Annotated in this window: 18 protein-coding genes and 1 tRNA gene; 14 read left to right on the top strand and 5 right to left on the bottom strand. The window is 71.7% G+C overall.

Annotation, left to right across the window (positions count from 1 at the left end; translation table 11 throughout):
- The first annotated feature begins 25 nt into the window (after positions 1-25).
- Positions 26-1375: a hypothetical protein gene (locus tag ACN6LM_RS20855; RefSeq protein WP_445066888.1), complete on the top strand. Its 1350-nt coding sequence runs from the start codon at positions 26-28 to the stop codon at positions 1373-1375.
- A 21-nt stretch (positions 1376-1396) separates the two neighbouring features.
- Here the strand turns inward: ACN6LM_RS20855 and ACN6LM_RS20850 are convergent, their stop codons facing one another.
- Positions 1397-2731, bottom strand: a complete 1335-nt coding sequence (locus ACN6LM_RS20850; protein WP_445066887.1) for a serine/threonine protein kinase — start codon at positions 2729-2731, stop codon at positions 1397-1399.
- Positions 2732-2786: 55 nt separating this feature from the next.
- Entirely contained in the window at positions 2787-3335 is a 549-nt protein-coding gene (locus ACN6LM_RS20845) for a DNA-binding protein (protein ID WP_425813014.1), read from the bottom strand.
- A 168-nt stretch (positions 3336-3503) separates the two neighbouring features.
- Here ACN6LM_RS20845 and ACN6LM_RS20840 point away from each other — a divergent pair.
- The 6 genes from ACN6LM_RS20840 (at position 3504) to ACN6LM_RS20815 (ending at position 9213) form a co-directional block, all read left to right on the top strand.
- Positions 3504-3576, top strand: a tRNA-Ala gene (locus tag ACN6LM_RS20840).
- Positions 3577-3752: 176 nt separating this feature from the next.
- Positions 3753-4325, top strand: a complete 573-nt coding sequence (locus ACN6LM_RS20835) for a hypothetical protein (RefSeq protein WP_445066886.1) — start codon at positions 3753-3755, stop codon at positions 4323-4325.
- A gap of 11 nt (positions 4326-4336) precedes the next feature.
- A complete protein-coding gene (locus ACN6LM_RS20830; protein ID WP_445066885.1) occupies positions 4337-5515 on the top strand; it encodes a peptidoglycan-binding protein in 1179 nt (392 codons plus the stop codon).
- A complete protein-coding gene (locus ACN6LM_RS20825; RefSeq protein WP_445066884.1) occupies positions 5512-6243 on the top strand; it encodes an ABC transporter ATP-binding protein in 732 nt (243 codons plus the stop codon). The genes ACN6LM_RS20830 and ACN6LM_RS20825 overlap by 4 nt, the downstream gene beginning before the upstream one ends.
- Entirely contained in the window at positions 6240-7541 is a 1302-nt protein-coding gene (locus tag ACN6LM_RS20820; RefSeq protein WP_445066883.1) for an ABC transporter permease, read from the top strand. Before ACN6LM_RS20825 ends, ACN6LM_RS20820 begins: the two co-directional genes overlap by 4 nt.
- Positions 7542-7557: 16 nt before the next feature.
- Positions 7558-9213 carry a sensor histidine kinase gene (locus ACN6LM_RS20815; protein WP_445066882.1) on the top strand — a complete coding sequence of 552 codons (1656 nt, stop codon included), beginning with the start codon at positions 7558-7560 and terminating at the stop codon, positions 9211-9213.
- Here ACN6LM_RS20815 and ACN6LM_RS20810 read toward each other — a convergent pair.
- Together ACN6LM_RS20810 and ACN6LM_RS20805 are read right to left on the bottom strand one after the other, a co-directional pair.
- The gene (locus tag ACN6LM_RS20810; protein WP_445066881.1) at positions 9199-9903 is read right to left on the bottom strand and encodes a response regulator transcription factor; all 705 of its coding nucleotides are present in this window, start codon (positions 9901-9903) and stop codon (positions 9199-9201) included. The genes ACN6LM_RS20815 and ACN6LM_RS20810 overlap by 15 nt on opposite strands.
- A gap of 161 nt (positions 9904-10064) precedes the next feature.
- The gene (locus ACN6LM_RS20805; RefSeq protein ID WP_445066880.1) at positions 10065-10805 is read right to left on the bottom strand and encodes a DUF5324 family protein; all 741 of its coding nucleotides are present in this window, start codon (positions 10803-10805) and stop codon (positions 10065-10067) included.
- 336 nt (positions 10806-11141) lie between these two features.
- Here ACN6LM_RS20805 and ACN6LM_RS20800 point away from each other — a divergent pair, with 336 nt between their 5' ends.
- Positions 11142-11669 (top strand): peptidylprolyl isomerase, encoded by a 528-nt coding sequence (locus tag ACN6LM_RS20800; protein WP_445066879.1) that lies wholly within the window; start codon positions 11142-11144, stop codon positions 11667-11669.
- 154 nt (positions 11670-11823) lie between these two features.
- Entirely contained in the window at positions 11824-12723 is a 900-nt protein-coding gene (locus ACN6LM_RS20795) for a rhomboid family intramembrane serine protease (protein ID WP_445066910.1), read from the top strand.
- A gap of 293 nt (positions 12724-13016) precedes the next feature.
- On the opposite strand, the gene crgA is transcribed toward ACN6LM_RS20795, so the two are convergent.
- The gene (gene crgA, locus ACN6LM_RS20790) at positions 13017-13271 is read right to left on the bottom strand and encodes a cell division protein CrgA (protein ID WP_361033578.1); all 255 of its coding nucleotides are present in this window, start codon (positions 13269-13271) and stop codon (positions 13017-13019) included.
- A gap of 141 nt (positions 13272-13412) precedes the next feature.
- On the opposite strand from crgA, the gene ACN6LM_RS20785 reads away from it, so the two are divergent.
- The 5 genes from ACN6LM_RS20785 (at position 13413) to ACN6LM_RS20765 (ending at position 17062) form a co-directional block, all read left to right on the top strand.
- Positions 13413-14180, top strand: a complete 768-nt coding sequence (locus ACN6LM_RS20785) for a DUF881 domain-containing protein (RefSeq protein ID WP_445066878.1) — start codon at positions 13413-13415, stop codon at positions 14178-14180.
- Between the two features lie 94 nt (positions 14181-14274).
- Positions 14275-14460, top strand: a complete 186-nt coding sequence (locus tag ACN6LM_RS20780) for a hypothetical protein (protein ID WP_018101915.1) — start codon at positions 14275-14277, stop codon at positions 14458-14460.
- Entirely contained in the window at positions 14457-15095 is a 639-nt protein-coding gene (locus tag ACN6LM_RS20775) for an aminodeoxychorismate/anthranilate synthase component II (protein ID WP_445066877.1), read from the top strand. Before ACN6LM_RS20780 ends, ACN6LM_RS20775 begins: the two co-directional genes overlap by 4 nt.
- Positions 15092-16300 (top strand): class E sortase, encoded by a 1209-nt coding sequence (locus ACN6LM_RS20770; RefSeq protein ID WP_445066876.1) that lies wholly within the window; start codon positions 15092-15094, stop codon positions 16298-16300. The genes ACN6LM_RS20775 and ACN6LM_RS20770 overlap by 4 nt, the downstream gene beginning before the upstream one ends.
- Before the next feature lie 33 nt (positions 16301-16333).
- On the top strand, positions 16334-17062 hold the full coding sequence (locus tag ACN6LM_RS20765) for a class E sortase (RefSeq protein WP_445066875.1): 729 nt from the start codon (positions 16334-16336) through the stop codon (positions 17060-17062).
- Positions 17063-17156: the final 94 nt, after the last annotated feature.

Here is a 17156-nt window from a genome sequence, read left to right as displayed (position 1 = left end):
AACGGATGACGAGGGGAAGCGCGTGATGAGGCGGCGCAGCAGGGTGCGGGGGGCGCTGGCGGCGGTGGCGGCGGTGTTCGCGGTGGCGGCGCTGCCGGGACAGGCGTACGCGGCCGGTGCACCCGGCTCGTACACCTATGATCCCGGCGCCGAGTCGGTCGGTGGTGCCGACATCAGCGCAGAGGCGCCGAAGCTGGAGCCGGGCGGGGTCTACAAGAGCGCGATCCGGAGCGGGCAGAAGCTGTACTACCGGCTGGACCTGGACGCGAAGACGAACGCCTATGTCTCCGCCGTCGTCGTGCCGAAGGGCGGCGGCAAGGTGGGGTACGGGGACGGGATCACGCTCAGCGTCCGGGACAGCTCGGACGACGAGTGCAGTTCGCAGGACGCCCTGTTCGGGAGCGCGCAGTACCCGCGCCCCATCGCCGCCTACGCCTCCCGGCGGATCGACAAGGACGGCACCTGCCAGGACGCCGGTACGTACTACGTGTTGATCGAGCGGGAGAGCAAGGAGACCTCCGACCAGGGGGAGTGGGGCCTGGAGCTGCGGTACGCCTCCGAGCCGGAGCTCGCCGATCCCTCCAAGGCGCCGACCACCGGTCCGTCGTCCTGGCCGTCGGCCTCGCCGCCGCCCTCCGCCGCAACGGGCAAGAGCCGTCGCGGGGGCGCCGGTTACTACGACGCCACGAGCCTGGAGTCCGGCGAGTGGAAGGACCGGATCGAGCCCGGGCAGACCCTCTTCTACCGGGTGCCGGTGGATTGGGGCCAGCAGCTGTTCGCCACGGCGGAACTGAGCAACAGCACCTCCGAGAAGAGCGCGTACGTCGCCGGCGCGCTGGCGGTGTCACTGGAGAACCCCGCGCTGGGGCATGTCGCCGATGTGTCGCCCATGTCCTATTCGGGAAAGCCGATCTCCGTCCCCTTCGACCCGCTGCCCCCGGTGGCGTACCGGAACCGGTACGACTCCAGTGACGATGTCGGCGGGATGCGGTTCGCGGGCTGGTACTACCTGTCCGTGTCGCTGAGCCCGGAGGTCGCGAAGCCGTACGGGCAGAAGCCGATCGCGCTGACGCTCAAGATCAGTGTGAAGGGTGAGCCGGGGAAGTCGCCGTACAAGGGGGACGCCGGGATCTTCGCCGTCACCCAGGGCGACAAGGACGCGGCGCGCGAAGGGCAGAGCGGGGCGCAGGCGGCCGAGGCCGGGAGCGAGCGCGGCACGATGAAGCTGGTCGCGGCGGGCGGGATCGGCGTCGGCACCGTGCTGGTGCTCTGGCTGGGGGCGTGGACCCTGATCGCCCGACGCCGCGCGGTCGCCGCCCCGGCCGCACCCACGGGCGGGCAGTACCCGTACGGCGGGCCGCCCCAGGCTTGGTAGGCCGGGCGGCCGCCCTCGTCCTCAGACCTGGGTCAACGCCCAGATGCCCACGGCGAAGCAGGCCAGCGCCACCAGCAGGACCGGGACCGCCACCTTCGGGGACGGTCCCGGACGCGTTCCCGGGGTGGACGCCGGGGCCTGGAAGGGGGCCGGCCCTTGCTGAGGAGCCGTGTAGGGGCGGGTGAAGGACCGGTCGTGCGGACCGGGGGCCGGAACGGGCATGGGCGCCGCGTCGGGGGCGGTGTGGCCGGCCGGGTGCGGATAGCCGTACGGGGCCGCGGGTGCGGCGGTTTGCGGGGCGTGGTGCGCGGGAACGGCCGGCCCGGGAGGCGGAAGGTGGAAACTGCCCGTCTCGGACATGGAAGCGGGTGCGGAGGGGAAAGGCTGAGCCGGTTGTCCGCCGGAGTGCGGGCCGGCCGGCTGGGGCGCCGACGGCTGAGGGGCCGGTGAGTGCGCTGCCGTCGTCCCGCCGGAGCGCAGGGGGCCGTCGGGGCCGAAGCCCTCGGGCAGCGGGCCGATCTGGTCGAAGACCTCGACCGGCTCCTCGGCGTCCGAGGGCTCGGGGAGCATCTCGACGGCGGCGTTCAGAGCCTTGCGTGCACCCGTGGCGGTACGGAAGCGGTCGTGCGGATCCGGTTGCAGGAGCCCCGCGATGACCTGCCACAAGGGCTCCGGGACGCCGTCCGGGGCACTGGGCGTGCCATGCTCCGCGAAGTGCTCGATGAGCTCCTGGGAGTCGGGCTTGGTGCCCTGGAGCAGGTAGAGGGCGACCAGGCCGACCGCGAACAGGTCCGCCGGGAAGTCCGGTTCGGCGCCCATCATCTGCTCGGGCGCGAAGTAACCGAGCGTCCCCACCACGTAGTTCGTCTCGGTGAGACGGGGCTCGCCCTTGCGCATGGAGATGCCGAAGTCCGACAGCCGCAGGTGCGGCCGGCCCCGACCGGTGGCCTCCATGAGGATGTTGGCCGGTTTGATGTCCCGGTGCACGACGCCTTCGGCGTGCACCGTCGAGAGGCCGGACAGCAGCTGGTCGAGCAGGGTGCAGACGAACCGAGGGGGCAACGGGCCGTAGTCGCCGATGACATGGGCCAGCGAACCGCCGCTGACGAGGTCCATGGTGAACAGGACCTGATCGTCGTCGGCGGCCCAACTGGCCGGCGCCAGCACATGGGGGTGCTCGATGCGCAGCGCCTGTTCACGGACGAAGCGGAGCAACGTGTGCGCGTCGCTCTGCTGGAGAACCTTGGCCGCCACATAGCGGCGGCGCCGGTGGTCCCAGGCGCGCCATACGGCACCGACGCCACCGCGTCCGATCGGATCGACCAGTTCGTACCGTCCGGCGAAGACCTCACCCATGGCGCTGCGCCCGCTCCCCGTTCATGTTCCGGCCCGTGCCCCGTACCGTGCGGGCCTAGCTCTGATGGCTCTCGTAGTGCGCCACCGCTTCCGCGGTGCGCCCCGCTCCGTACACCCGGAGGAACTCTGCCAGTTCCGGGTGCGTGGGGGCGAGGGAGTCCGCGGCATCGATGATGTCACCGGCCGCCGCGACCGAGCGCAGCAGCGACTGGATCTCCCGGACCACCCGGCGCACGGTGGGCGCCCCGCCGCTCGACGTGGTCTGGCCGGTGCCCGAGAGGACCGAGCCGCCCTGGGACTTCTTGATCTCCTCCATGCGGGCCGTGGCCTCGCCGGCGCTGACGCTGCCGTCGGCGACCTGGCCGGCCAGCTCCTGCAGCGCCTGGACCCGCTGGACGACCGCCGGATTGCCGATCTTCGCGCGTTGGCCGCTCATGAGCTGGGAGAGCATGGGGGCGGACAGTCCGAGCGCCGCGGCGAGGCGGGCCTGGTTGAGACCGAGGTCGTCGATCAGCCGGCGGAAGAGCGCCCCCAACGGCTCCCCGTACCAACTGCGCTGAAGGTCTCTGGCTCTGGCCGTGGCCTCTTGCTGCGCTGCATCCATTGCGTCTCCCCTTCGCATCCGCTTCGCTGCTGCGAACCTCGACCAGCATCTTACGGAGCGTGGTCGCGCACGGGGAGTCCCCGAAATTTTGCAGGATCACGGGGATCAGCCGGTATTCTGTTCTGCGGCGGTGGCCGGAACATCCAGGTGTTCGGGCTGCGTGCTGTCGGGGCCTTAGCTCAGTTGGTAGAGCGCTGCCTTTGCAAGGCAGATGTCAGGAGTTCGAATCTCCTAGGCTCCACACCCTCAGAACTCCCCCGACCTGCGGAAACGCGGGTCGGGGGAGTTCTTTGCACGGGCCGACGCCAGGTCGCACGGCCCTCGGACAGGTTCTTCAAAGGTTCTTCATCGTTCCCCTCCTACGTTCGCCCTGCCCGCCGTACCCGCGGCCGGGCGCGACAGGAGAGCGGGAGAACGATGAGGACGAACCGGGTACGGCCGGCCGTCGCGGCCTCGGTCATGGCCTTCGTGCTGGCCGGCTGCGGCGGGAGCGACGACGGTGCGGAGGTCCCTACGGCCGACGGCGGCAAGGTGTCGGCCCCGGCCGAGGGGGGAAGGGCCCCGGACGACGTGGCCGCGTACGTGAAGGCGCAGCGCGCGTACGTGCGGTGCCTGCGGGAACACGGCGTGGACGCACCGGACCCCGACGCGAAGGGCACCATCGACTTCGGCGCGGGCGACCAGCGGCGCGACCTGAAGCAGGACCCGAAGTTCCGGGCCGCCCAGGAGAAGTGCGCCGGGTACGTCTCCGCCGTGCCCGAAAGCATCGAAAAGGGCAGCCAGCCCAAGCTGTCGGCGGCCCAGATCGAGGTGAAGCGCGAGTACGCCGCCTGCATGCAGAAGAACGGCGCCGCCGACTTCCCCGACCCCGGCCCCGACGGCCTCGGCCAGGGCGAGTGGGACCAGAGCGCGGCCGAAGCGAAGCGGGCCGCCCGGATCTGCGGGCCCATCATCGGCGTCCCCGAGAACGCTGGCCCGGGCAAGGGCTGAGCGTGGAGACGGTGACAGACCTCGATGAGAAGCGTGGGGCACGCGGACGGCGGATGTTCGTCGTCGCCGGCGCGGTCGTCGTGGCGGCGGTCGCGGTGACCGGAGCCCTCGGGCTCGGTGGCGGCGGGGACGAGGGGCCGGAGGCCCTTCCGAGGGCCGGCTCGACCGTTCCCGTCACCCGGGCGACGCTGACCGAACGCACCACGGTGGACGGCACCTTGGGCTACGGCCCGGAGTCCCCGCTGCCGGTCAAGGCGACGGGCACGGTGACCTGGCTGCCCGCTTCCGGTACGACGGCGGAGCGCGGTGACACGCTGCTGCGCGTCGACGACCGCCCGATCGTGCTGCTCCACGGGGCGCTGCCGATGTACCGCGACCTGGGCCTGGCCCCCGCCGCGCCCGCCGTCCCCGAGTCCGGCGAGCCCGGTAAGGCCGATGAGCCCGGCGAGCCCGACGAGGGCGCGCCCCGGGCCGCGCAGGAGCCCCCGCCCGTACGGGGTATGGACGTCATGCAGTTCGAGACCAACCTCGCCGCGCTCGGCTATACGGGCTTCACGGTGGACGAGACGTTCACGGAGGGGACCGCCGCGGCGGTCGAGCGCTGGCAGAAGTCGCTCGGCGTACCGCAGACCGGCACGGTCGGCGTCGGGGACGTCATCTACAGCGCGGGACGGATACGGATCGGCCGACCGGGCGTCCGGCTGGGCGCCGCCGTCGGCGAGGGCGCGCTCACCTACACCGGCACGACCCGGAAGGTCGTCGTCAACGCCTCAGCGGCCGAGGCGTCGTGGGCCGTGCGCGGCGCCGGGGTGACGATCCGGCTGCCCGACGAGTCCCCTGTGCAGGGGCGGGTGGCTTCCGTGGGGAAGCAGGCGAGCGAGGAGGCCGAGGGAGGCGGCGGCACGGGCGAGCGGGCGGCGACGGTGCCGGTGACCCTCACCATCAAGGACCAGCAGGCCGTGGGGAAATGGGAGAGCGGACCCGTGACCGTCGAGTACGTGGGGCGGCGTGCCGAGAACGTGCTGACCGTCCCGGTAGCCGCCCTGGTCGCTCTCGCGGAGGGTGGCCACGGTCTGGAGAAGGCGGACGGCACGTTCGTCGCGGTGAAGACCGGGCTGTTCGCGGAGGGGGACGTGGAGGTGAGCGGTCCGGCGGTCCGCGAGGGCCTGAAGGTGAGGATTCCGGAGTGAGCGGCGACTCGTCGGCGCACGGCGCGGCCTCTTCGGCGGTCGTGGAATTCGACGCCGTCTCCCAGACGTATCCGGGCGGGGTGCACGCGGTGCGAGACGTCAGTCTGCGGATCGGACGCGGAGAGCTGGTCGCCGTCGTCGGGCCTTCGGGCTCCGGCAAGTCGAGCATGCTCCATCTGATGGGCAGCCTGGACAGGCCCTCCGCCGGCCGCGTGCTGATCGACGGCCACGATGTGGCGAAGCTGTCCGATCGGGAGATCTCCGCTCTCCGGGCCACCCGGATCGGCTTCGTCTTCCAGCAGTTCCACCTGGCGGTCGGCGTCCCGGTGCTCGACGCGGTCGGTGACGGCCTGCTCTACGCGGGGGTGCCGCTGCGCCGCCGCAGGGCCCGGGCAGCCGCCGCGCTCGACCGGGTGGGGCTCAGCCACCGCGTCCACCACCTCCCGCATCAGCTGTCCGGCGGCGAGCGGCAACGGGTCGCGGTCGCCCGCGCGGTCGTCGGCGACCCCTCGGTCCTGCTGGCCGACGAGCCGACCGGAAACCTCGACTCCGCTTCCGGGGCGGCCGTACTGGAACTGCTGCACGGGCTGCACGCGGCGGGCACCACGGTCGTCGTCATCACCCATGACCGGGACATCGCCGCCGGGCTCCCCCGCCGCCTCGACATGCGCGACGGCCGGCTGATCGGTGACGTCGTCCGCGGCGCGACGATCGGGGCACCCCGATGACGGACCGCACGCATACCCCCGGGCCGGCCCGGGAAGAGGCCGGGACCTCCTCGCCGTTCCCGGTCCGGCCGGACCGGAACCGAAGCCGTCGGACGGGCGCCCGCGGCCGGCCACGCCCGCGACCCGCCCGGCTGCGCCCCGCAGACGTCGTACGGCTCGGCTCCACCGGGCTGCGCACCCGCCCTCTCCGGGTCTTCCTCTCCGCCCTGGGGATCGCCATCGGGGTCGCCGCCATGATCGCGGTGGTCGGCATCTCCGGCTCCGGCCAGGCCGAGGTGGACCGCAGGCTCGACGCGCTCGGGACCAATCTGCTGCGGGTCGCCCCCGGCGAATCCCTGTCCGGGGAGAAGGCCGAACTCCCGGAGGAGTCCGTGGCGATGGTCCGCCGCATCCCGCCGGTGCGGGAGGTCGCCGCCACCGGCGAGACCGGTGCGCACGTCTACCGCAACGAACGCATCGCCATAGGGCGGACCGGATCGCTGAGCGTCCTCGCGGCGGACACCGGTCTGCTGCCCGCCGTCGGCGGCCGCCTCCGCGAGGGCCGCTGGCTGGACTCCGCCACCGAGGAGTACCCGGCGGTCGTGCTCGGGGCGACGGCCGCCCAGCGGCTGGACGTGTACCGGCCGGGCACCCGGGTCTGGATCGGCGGCCGGTGGTTCTCGCTGATCGGCGTGCTCGACCCGGTGCCGCTCGCCCCGGAGCTCGACAGCGCCGCCTTGGTCGGCCGGCCGGCCGCGCGTACCTACCTCCGCTTCGACGGCCACCCGTCCACGGTCTACGTACGGGCGGAGGACAACCGGGTCGCCGCGGTGCGGGACGTGCTTCCGGCCTCGGCGTACCCCGAGAAGCCCGGCGAGGTGCGCGTCTCGCGGCCCTCGGACGCGCTCGCCGCCCGCGAGGCCACCGAGTCCGCGCTCACCGGGCTGCTGCTGGGGCTCGGCGGGGTGGCCCTCCTGGTCGGCGGTGTCGGCGTCGGCAACACGATGGTGATCTCCGTACTGGAACGGCGTACGGAAATAGGGCTGCGCCGCGCGCTCGGTGCGACCCGGGCGCAGATCCGCACGCAGTTCGTGATGGAGTCACTGCTCCTGTCGCTCATCGGCGGACTCGCCGGAACGGTACTGGGGACGCTGATCACCTCCGGATACGCCCTCAGCCGCGACTGGCCCACGGTCGTGCCCGCGTGGGCGAGCGCGGCGGGCATCGGATCGACCCTGTTCATCGGCGCGGCCGCCGGGCTGTATCCGGCGGTACGGGCCAGCAGGCTCGCGCCGACCCGGGCGCTGGCCGGCACATAACGAGAGGGGGGACAGGGTGAGCTTCCGTATCCGGGCCCTCGGCCTGCTGATGCTGATCGCGATGACCGCCACGGTGGCCACCGCCTGGCTGACCCTGCGCCAGGCCAACCGCCAGGTGCGGGAGACCGTCACGGCCGGCCAGCAGGACACCTCCCGGATCGCCGGGGAACTGCGTGCGTACGGGCTGGCCCACGCCACCTGGGACGGGCTCGCGCCGACGGTGGCGGCGCTCGCGAAGGACACCGGACAGCGCATACGGGTGGTCACGGAGGCCGACGCGCTGCTCGCCGACTCCGACACCCTGGCCGGCCGTGCACCGCGCGCGGTGAGCGGCCGGCCTCCGGTGCTGGTCGACGCGCGCCCCACGCTGCGGATCGCCGGGGGACAGGTGCGGCGGGCCTCCATGAAGCAGACCGCCTCCGCCGTCGCCGCCTACCGTTCCTACGCCGCCGACGCGGCCTGCCTGACCCGTGCGGGGGCCGATGCCGTCGCCGGGACCGGTGCCTTCGGCGTTCCGACGGTGCGCGCGGACCGCAGGCCCGCCCAGTGCCCGGAGCCCGGGGACGCGTACGACCCGCTGACCCCTCGGGACCTCGACGTACTGCGGCCGTGCGAGTCCGAGAAACGGTTCCTGGACTGTTTGCAGCGGGTCTTCAACGAGCGCGTCGGCTCCGTGGCCCCGCCCCGCCTGGAGGTCGGGCTCGGCTTCCGCGACGAGGCGCCGCCCACGCTGGCCGTCGCGCCCACCGTGACCGTCGCGGCGGGCGTGGCCCTCGTGGTCATCCTGGGCGGGCTGCTGCTGAGCAGGGCGGTCCTGCGCCCCGTACGCGCCCTGACGCTCGCCGCGAAGGGGCTGGGCGAAGGCGACCTGGGGCGGCGGGTGCCCGCCTCCGGGCGGGACGAGATCGCGCAGCTCGGCGGGGCCTTCAACCGCATGGCCGACTCGCTCCAGACGAGCGAGGAGCACCAGCGCCGCCTGACCAGCGACATCGCGCACGAGCTGCGTACCCCGCTGGCCAATCTGCGGGGCTATCTCGAAGCCCTGCGCGACGGGGTCCTCGAACCGACCCCCGAACTCCTCGAATCCCTCCACGAGGAGGCGCTGTTGCAGCAGCGGATCGTGGACGACCTGCGGGACCTCGCGCTGGCCGAGGCGGGCGCGCTGGCCTACCACCACAGGGACGTCGATCTCCGAGAACTGCTGGAGACGAGCCACCGCGCCCATCTCCCCCAGGCACGGAGCACGGGCGTCACGCTGGCCCTGGAGGCGCCGCGACCGGTGTACGCACGGGCCGATCCGGACCGGCTGCGCCAGGTCATCGGCAACCTCGTCGGCAACGCGCTGCGCGCCACCGCCCCGGGGGGAACCGTGACCCTGGCCCTGCCCGTGGACGGCGACCGGGCCGTCATGGAGGTGCGCGACACGGGCACGGGGATAGCGGCCGGGGATCTGCCACGGCTCTTCGACCGCTTCTGGCGGGCGGACGCCTCGCGGGACCGGGCCACCGGAGGCAGCGGACTGGGGCTCTCGATCGCCCGCCAGATCGTCGCCGACCACGGGGGCGTCATCGAGGTGCGCAGCACGGTCGGGGAGGGCACGACGTTCGCGGTCGCCCTTCCCCCGCCGGACGGCCGCTCCCGGGCGGACGGTGAAGCCTCAGGACGGCGCTGAGACGGGACCGTCCGCGAGGCGGTAACCCCTGCCGTACACCGTCTCCACATGGCGGGGGCCGTCCGGGCCCGTCCCCAGCTTTCGCCGCAGGTTCATCACGTGGGCGTCGACGGTCCTCTCCAGCACGTCCCGGTCGAAACCGAAGACGCGCTCGATGATCTGGGCGCGGGTGAAGACCCGGCCCGGCTCCCGTGCGAGCGTCTCCAGGACGGCGAACTCCTTGGCCGTCAGCTCCACCGGCCGGCCCGCCACCCTGACCTCGAAGCGCGCGGTGTCCAGCTCCACCTCGCCGACCCGCAGCACCGCGTGGCCGTCGCCGCCGGACCTTCCCGAACGGCGCAGCAGCGCCCGCACCCGGGCGGTCAGCTCGCGCGGGCTGTACGGCTTGGTGAGGTAGTCGTCGGCGCCGAGGTCGAGGCCGAGAAGCATGTCCTCCTCGGTCACTCTGGCGGTGAGCAGCAGGATCGGCACATCGGACTCGGTGCGCAGGATGCGGCACACGTCGAGGCCGTCGACGAGGGGGAGCATCACGTCGAGGACGATGAGGTCGGGCCCGGCCGAGCGCGCCCGTTCCAGCGCCGCCCGACCATCCGCGACCACTTGGACGGCGTGTCCTTCTCTTTCGAGATAGATCCGGATCAGACGGGACTGCTTCGCGTCGTCCTCGGCGACCAGAATGCGAGCGCTCACGTTCCCCCTCCACGGCTTCCTGCCGGTGTCCGAACGTTAGTACAGAACGGTCCGTGCGAAAGCGGGTGCGGAGTGGGGCCCGGGCACGCGGGCGGGCGCCAGGAGACCTCGTGGTCCTCCGGCGCCCGTTCCGGTGGGGGCGGTCCTGCGGTGTGCGCGGGTCAGGCGCGGTCGTCCGGGTCCGTGCCGTCCACGGCGTCCGGGCCGTCCTCGCCGGCCGCCTCGGCGTCGGCCTGCTTGGCCTCCACCTCGGGGTCCAGGAGCGTCGAGGCGTGCGGGCTCCCGTCGACGGAGGAGAGCGGGGCGCGGTCGTCGACCTCGGTGGGGGCGGGGGGCTCCACCAGCCACTCGGGGTTGGCCTGCTTGTCCCACCAGCGCCACACCGCGTAGCCGGCGCCTGCGAGGACACCGGCCACGACCAGGCCCTTGAACGTCTTGCCCGCCCTGGCCCGCCGCTCGTGCTTCCGGGCCAGCTTGCGGATCTCCTTCGCCGTGACCTGGCCGCGCAGGGCCGCCACCGCGGCGGCGCTGCGGGCCGCGGCTTCCTCCGCCACCGGCTGGGCGGCGGCCCGGGCGCTCTCGATGCGCGGGACGGTGTAGTCCGCGGCGCTGCGGGCCGCCTGACGGGTGCGGAGCGCGGCGCGCTGGGCGACCTCGTCAACCTTCGGGGGTACGTGTGTGCGGGCGAGCTCGATACGCGGGGCGACGTGCGCGCCGTACTGCACACGGGCCTGCTTGGCTGCCTTCGACACCTTCGGTGCGAGCAGCGTGCGGGCCTCGTGCGCATAGTGAACGGCCTGGTCCTTGGCCGAGTCGGCGTAGGGCGCCACCACTTCCGCGGCGTGCTGCACGCTGTCCCTCGCCGAGTCGGTTGCGGCGCGCACGCTGTCGATGCGGGTCACGGGATCCTCCTCCTTGGTGGCGGGTAGGTACTCCGCCTTTCCACCCAATTCGAGATCATGCCTGCGTGGGCCCTGTGCGGCATGCGGGGCGGGCATCCGGGTCATTCGGTACCTTCCGACGACCATGCCATGGTTCGTCGGGGATCGCGCCGGTTCGTCACGCACTTGGCCGCATCGCCCGTGCCGCGGGGGCGCGGGCGCCGCCGGCTCCCGCCTCGGACGTCGTGGACGCCGACCGTGCAAGGATCGGAACGTCGGGCCGGTCCGCGGACAGGACCGGGCCGGTGCGCGGCGCAGACGCGCAGAGCACACGTGCAGACTCACGGAAGGCAGATCGTGGCCGAGCAGCTTTACGCCACCTTGAAGACCAACCAGGGCGACATCGAGATCCGGCTCCTGCCGAACCACGCTCCCAAGACGGTCAAGAACTTCGTCGAGCTCGCCAACGGGGAGCGCGAGTGGACCCACCCCGCGACCGGGGTGAAGTCCACAGACCGGCTGTACGACGGGACCGTCTTCCATCGCGTGATCAGCGGTTTCATGATCCAGGGGGGAGACCCGCTGGGGAACGGCACCGGTGGGCCGGGGTACGAGTTCAAGGACGAGTTCCACCCGGACCTCGCCTTCAACAAGCCCTACCTGCTCGCCATGGCCAACGCCGGACCGGGCACCAACGGCTCGCAGTTCTTCATCACGGTCGCGCCGACGGCCTGGCTGACCGGCAAGCACACGATCTTCGGCGAGGTGTCCGACGACGCCGGCAAGAAGGTCGTCGACGCCATCGCGGCGACCGCGACCAACGCGCGTACCGACCGGCCGGTGAACGACGTGATCATCGAGTCGGTCGTCGTCGAGACGCGCTGATCGCCCTTCGCGTCCGACCGCTCACTCTCCGACTCCACGTTCGGGGAACCAACCGCCCCGTCCGTCCGTATCTCATGACAGAACGGACTCGCGGGGCGGTGTCGTGCGTACCCGCGACGACGAGGACCGAAGGGACCGGGAAGCCATGGGACCGATGGACCAGCAGCCGCCGGGCGCGTCCGGACCGCCCCCGCCCGTGGAGGGGCCGGCCCACTGCTACCGCCACCCGGACCGGGAGACGGCGGTCCGGTGCGTCCGCTGCGACCGGCCCATCTGTCCGGACTGCATGGTCGGCGCGTCGGTCGGCTTCCAGTGCCCGGACTGCGTCCGGCAGGGGTTCGGTACGGGGCACGGCGCATCCGCTGCCCGGCCGCGCACCCTGGCCGGGGGCGTCGTCGCGGCGGACCCCAGGCTGATCACCAAGATCCTGCTGGGGATCAACATCGCGGTGTTCGTCGCGGTGCTGGCCGACGACGCGCTACTCGACCGCCTGATGCTGCTCGGCCGTGCCAACTTCTTCTACGGAGGGCCGCCCGAAGGCGTCGCGGAAGGCCAGTGGTACCGACTGGTGACCTCGATGTTCCTGCACCAGGAGGTGTGGCACATCGCCTTCAACATGCTGGGCCTGTGGTGGCTGGGCGGACCGCTGGAAGCGAAGCTGGGCCGCGTCCGCTTCCTCGCGCTCTATCTGCTCTCCGGCCTGGCGGGCGGCGCCCTGACGTACTGGCTCGCGGCGCCGAATCAGCCGTCGCTGGGTGCCTCGGGGGCCATCTACGGACTGCTGGGCGCCACTGCCGTACTGATGCGCCGGCTGAACTACGACATGCGGCCGGTCATCGCGATCTTCGCGCTCAACCTGATCATCACCTTCAACCCCTGGGGCGGCATCGCCTGGCAGGCGCACGTCGGGGGACTGATCGCCGGAGTCCTGATCGGGATCGGCATGGTGCACGCCCCGCGTGAGCGGCGCGATCTGGTGCAGTTCGGGACCTGCGCCCTGGTCCTCGCGGCCGTCGTCCTGATCGTGGTGACGAGAACGGCCGCCCTCACCTAGGGCGGATGTGGACCATTTGTGACCGAAGTTGTCCACAGGGTTCCGCAGCAAGATCCGGATCTGTGCATATCGCGGGCACAACTGTGCCCCTTGTCCCTGAGCTGGGTTTTTCCAGTCGGGACAAGGGGCTTTCCGCCCCGGGGCGGGGCGGGCGCAGTCACACCGGCGTCAACGGCCTGAGAGTTATCCACAGATCGTCTGACCTTTTCCCCCACCTGTGGATAACGCTGTGGGTAACTCAGGGCAGGGGTTGCGGAGCAGGGCCGGAGTGTGGTTCTACGCGGTCGCGCGGGCTACTTCCACTGCGTGGAGACGCCGAAGCCGCCGGCGATGAAACCGAAGCCCACGACGATGTTCCAGTTCCCCAGTGACTCCACCGGCAGATCGCCGTCGGTCACATAGAAAACGACGATCCAGGCCAGCCCGATCAGGAAGAGCGCCAGCATCACGGGCGCCACCCAGCTGCGGCTGGTCAGCTTTATGTTGGTCGCCTGCTTCGCCGGGGGCGGCGTGAAGTCGGCCTTCTTGCGGATCCGTGACTTCGGCACGAGGAACTCTCCTGTCGATGCGCTGCGTGACCGCGCAGGGAACTGTGGCTGGCGCCGGGGCGGGGCGCGAGGGGGAATGTGGCCTCCCCCGGGCGTCCGTTAGCGTAGTCCTTCCGTGGCACCGAAGGAGATAAGGGTACGTTGAGCAATTCTGCCGACTCTCCCCCCGGGCCGGTCCGCCGCACCTTCCGGCACCCGGTCAGAGTGCTCACGGCTGCCGTTTTCGCTCTTGCCGGGATCATCTTCGTGACCAGCGCGAATACGGCGAAGGGCACCAATATCCGCACCGACGCCTCACTGCTGAAGCTTTCCGACCTCATCCAGCAGCGCAGCGAGAAGAACGCCGCCCTGGAGGAGTCCGCCGCGTCCGTGCGCGGGGACATCGACCGCCTCGCCCAGCGCGACAACGGCAGCACCACGGCGGAAGCCGCCCGGCTCAAGGCGCTGGAGCGGACCGCGGGCACCACCGAACTGTCGGGCCGGGCCGTCTCCGTCACGCTCGACGACGCCCCGCCCAACGCCACCGCCAGTCCCGGCTACCCCGATCCGCAGCCCAACGACCTGGTCATCCACCAGCAGGACCTCCAGGCGGTCGTCAACGCCCTGTGGCAGGGCGGCGCCAAGGGCGTGAAGGTCATGGACCAGCGGCTGATCTCCACCAGCGCCGTGCGCTGCGTCGGCAACACCCTGATCCTCCAGGGCCGGGTCTACTCACCCCCGTACAAGATCACCGCGGTGGGCGACCCCGGTGCGCTGCGACGGGCGCTCGACGCCTCGCCGGCGATCCAGAACTACCTGCTGTACGTGAAGGCGTACGGGCTCGGCTGGAAGGTGGACGAGCAGGGGGCGGCGACCCTTCCCGGCTACTCGGGCGCGGTGGACCTGCACTACGCGGAGCCGGTGAAGTAGCAGACGGCGACGGGCGCCGCACAGCTTTCCACAGGCATCCCACGCGGGGCCCCTGGCCCTTTAGTCTGGACCCGGTACCGAATGGAGGGTCTGGATGTACAGCTGGATCTGGCGGCATCTGCCGGGCAACGTGTGGGTGCGTGCGTTCATTTCGCTCGTGCTCGCCCTGGCGGTCGTCTATGTGCTGTTCCAGTACGTCTTCCCATGGGCGGAGCCGCTGCTTCCGTTCGGCGACGTGACGGTCGACGGAGCGAGCGCGCCGACGGGGGCCGCCCGATGAGCGCCCGCATCCTGGTCGTGGACAACTACGACAGCTTCGTCTTCAACCTCGTCCAGTACCTCTACCAGCTCGGTGCCGAGTGCGAGGTGCTGCGCAACGACGAGGTGACCACGGCCCACGCGCAGGACGGCTTCGACGGCGTCCTGCTCTCCCCCGGCCCCGGCACCCCGGAGCACGCCGGCGTCTGCGTCGACATGGTGCGGCACTGCGCGGCGACCGGCGTCCCGGTCTTCGGGGTGTGCCTGGGCATGCAGTCCATGGCGGTGGCGTACGGCGGCGTCGTGGGCCGCGCCCCCGAGCTGCTGCACGGCAAGACCTCTCCGGTGCTCCACGAGGGCGCGGGCGTGTTCGCCGGCCTGCCCTCGCCGTTCACCGCGACCCGCTACCACTCGCTCGCCGCCGAACCGGACACCGTGCCCGCCGAGCTGGAGGTCACCGCGCGGACCGCCGACGGCATCATCATGGGCCTCCGCCACCGGGAGCTGGCGGTCGAGGGCGTGCAGTTCCACCCGGAGTCGGTGCTCACCGAGCACGGCCACCTGATGCTGGCCAACTGGCTGGTGCGCTGCGGGGACACCGGAGCCGTCGAGAGGTCGGCGGGGCTCGCTCCGGTGGTGGGCAAGGCCGTCGCGTGACCCCACCCCGCCACGGAGCCGGGGCCGGGCAGGACGACCCGCACGATCCGCGGGCGTACGAGGACCCGGGCGCGTTCGAGGCGGCGGTCCACCGGCTGGCGGACCCGTTGAACGACCCGCTGCCGGGGCCGGATCCCGTGGCCCCGCGGCAGCAGGGGCCCTACGAGCCACAGGGCCCCCAGCAGGCCCCGCAGGAGTGGTACGACCCCCACGGATACCAACGGGACTGGTACGGCCACCAGGAGCCCGTACAGCCGCCCCTGACAGCCCCGCCGCCCGCGTCCGAACCGGTCGTGCCGCTGCCCCGCCCGGAGCCGGAGCCGTACACCGGCGTGGGCGACGGAGAAGGCGGACCCGGCACGGCCCCGGAGCCGCCACCGCCCACCGGTGGCCGCGCCGAGCGCAGGCGCGCCGCCAAGGGGCGTGGCCGACGGCGCCCCGCACCGCGCCCCGGTCCTGACGGCGCGGCACCCGCGAAGCCCATGACCCGCATGGAGGCGCGCCGGGCGGCCAAGGCCGCCAAGGACAGCCCCGCGATCGTCATCAGCCGGGGCATCGGCGAACTCTTCATCACCCTGGGCGTCCTGATGCTGCTGTTCGTCACCTACCAGCTCTGGTGGACGAACGTGCGCGCCGACCAGATCGCCGGCCGGGAGGCCCACAAGATCCAGGACGACTGGGCCAAGAACGAGAACCCCCCCGAGAAACAGGAGGCGTTCGAGCCGGGTCAGGGCTTCGCCATCATCCACATCCCCAAGCTGGACGTCGTCACGCCGATCGCCGAGGGCACCAGCAAGGAGAAGGTCCTCGACCGGGGCATGGTCGGCCACTACAGCGAGAAGCCGCTGCGCACGGCGATGCCCTCCGACAAGCAGGGCAACTTCGCGCTGGCCGGCCACCGCAACACCCATGGCGAACCGTTCCGCTACATCAACCGGCTGAAGCCCGGCGACCCGATCGTGGTCGAGACCCGGGAGGCGTACTACACGTACGAGATGACGAGCGTGCTGCCGCAGACCTCGCCCTCCAACGTCTCCGTGATCGCGCCGGTGCCGAAGCAGTCCGGCTTCACCGGGCCCGGCCGGTACATCACCTTGACGACGTGTACACCGGAATTCACGAGTACGTACCGTTTGATCGTCTGGGGCAAGATGGTCGACGAACGGCCGCGCAGCAAGGGGAAACCCGACGCGCTCGCGGACTGAACGGGCCGGACGCCATGACGACAGGGCGGTGCTATGACAGCGACGACCGAGGACCAGGAGCGGACCGACGAGTCCGCGCCACCCGTGCGGAAGGGCGGCCGCCATCCCCTCGCGACCGCCGTCAGTGTCTTCGGTGAACTGCTCATCACCGCAGGTCTGGTGCTCGGCCTCTTCGTCGTCTACTCGCTGTGGTGGACGAACGTGCTCGCCGACCGCGAGGCCACCAAACAGGGCCACACCGTCCGCGACAAGTGGGCCGACGGCCCCGGCGCGCTGGACACCAAGGACGGCATCGGCTTCCTCCACGTGCCGTCGATGAACAACGGCGAGGTGCTCGTCAAGAAGGGCACCGACACCGAAACGCTCAACGACGGCGTCGCCGGCTACTACACCGATCCGGTGAAATCCGCGCTCCCCTCCGCCAAGGAGGGCAACTTCGCCCTGGCCGCCCACCGGGACGGGCACGGGGCGAAGTTCCACAACATCGACAAGGTGCGCACCGGGGACGCGATCGTCTTCGAGACGAAGGACACCTGGTACATCTACAAGGTCTTCAGCGAGTTGCCCGAGACGTCCAAGTACAACGTCGACGTGCTGGGCGCGGTCCCCGAGGACGCCGGGGTGACGAAGGCCGGCCGCTACATCACGCTCACGACCTGCACCCCGGTCTACACGTCCAAGTACCGCTACATCGTCTGGGGCGAGCTGGTCCGTACGGAGAAGGTCGACCGCGACCGCACGATCCCGGCGGAGCTGCGCTGACGCCGCGCATGAGTTGTTCTACCTAGAACAGCAACTGTCGTACCCCGCGCCTACGATCGGGCGCATGAGAGCTTCCGGAACCTTCACCGTCAAC

Source organism: Streptomyces sp. SAS_281 (genome assembly GCF_052542855.1).
This window is presented reverse-complemented; position numbering and strand designations above follow the sequence as displayed.

What these genes read in the sequence shown, in the direction of transcription:
- ACN6LM_RS20795 (WP_445066910.1), top strand. Translation starts at nt 11,824, where the DNA reads ATGGACCAGCAGCCGCCGGGCGCGTCCGGACCGCCCCCGCCCGTGGAG.
- ACN6LM_RS20855 (WP_445066888.1), top strand. Translation starts at nt 26, where the DNA reads ATGAGGCGGCGCAGCAGGGTGCGGGGGGCGCTGGCGGCGGTGGCGGCG.
- ACN6LM_RS20820 (WP_445066883.1), top strand. Translation starts at nt 6,240, where the DNA reads ATGACGGACCGCACGCATACCCCCGGGCCGGCCCGGGAAGAGGCCGGG.
- ACN6LM_RS20850 (WP_445066887.1), bottom strand. Translation starts at nt 2,731, where the DNA reads ATGGGTGAGGTCTTCGCCGGACGGTACGAACTGGTCGATCCGATCGGA.
- ACN6LM_RS20780 (WP_018101915.1), top strand. Translation starts at nt 14,275, where the DNA reads ATGTACAGCTGGATCTGGCGGCATCTGCCGGGCAACGTGTGGGTGCGT.
- ACN6LM_RS20775 (WP_445066877.1), top strand. Translation starts at nt 14,457, where the DNA reads ATGAGCGCCCGCATCCTGGTCGTGGACAACTACGACAGCTTCGTCTTC.
- ACN6LM_RS20835 (WP_445066886.1), top strand. Translation starts at nt 3,753, where the DNA reads ATGAGGACGAACCGGGTACGGCCGGCCGTCGCGGCCTCGGTCATGGCC.
- ACN6LM_RS20845 (WP_425813014.1), bottom strand. Translation starts at nt 3,335, where the DNA reads ATGGATGCAGCGCAGCAAGAGGCCACGGCCAGAGCCAGAGACCTTCAG.
- ACN6LM_RS20765 (WP_445066875.1), top strand. Translation starts at nt 16,334, where the DNA reads ATGACAGCGACGACCGAGGACCAGGAGCGGACCGACGAGTCCGCGCCA.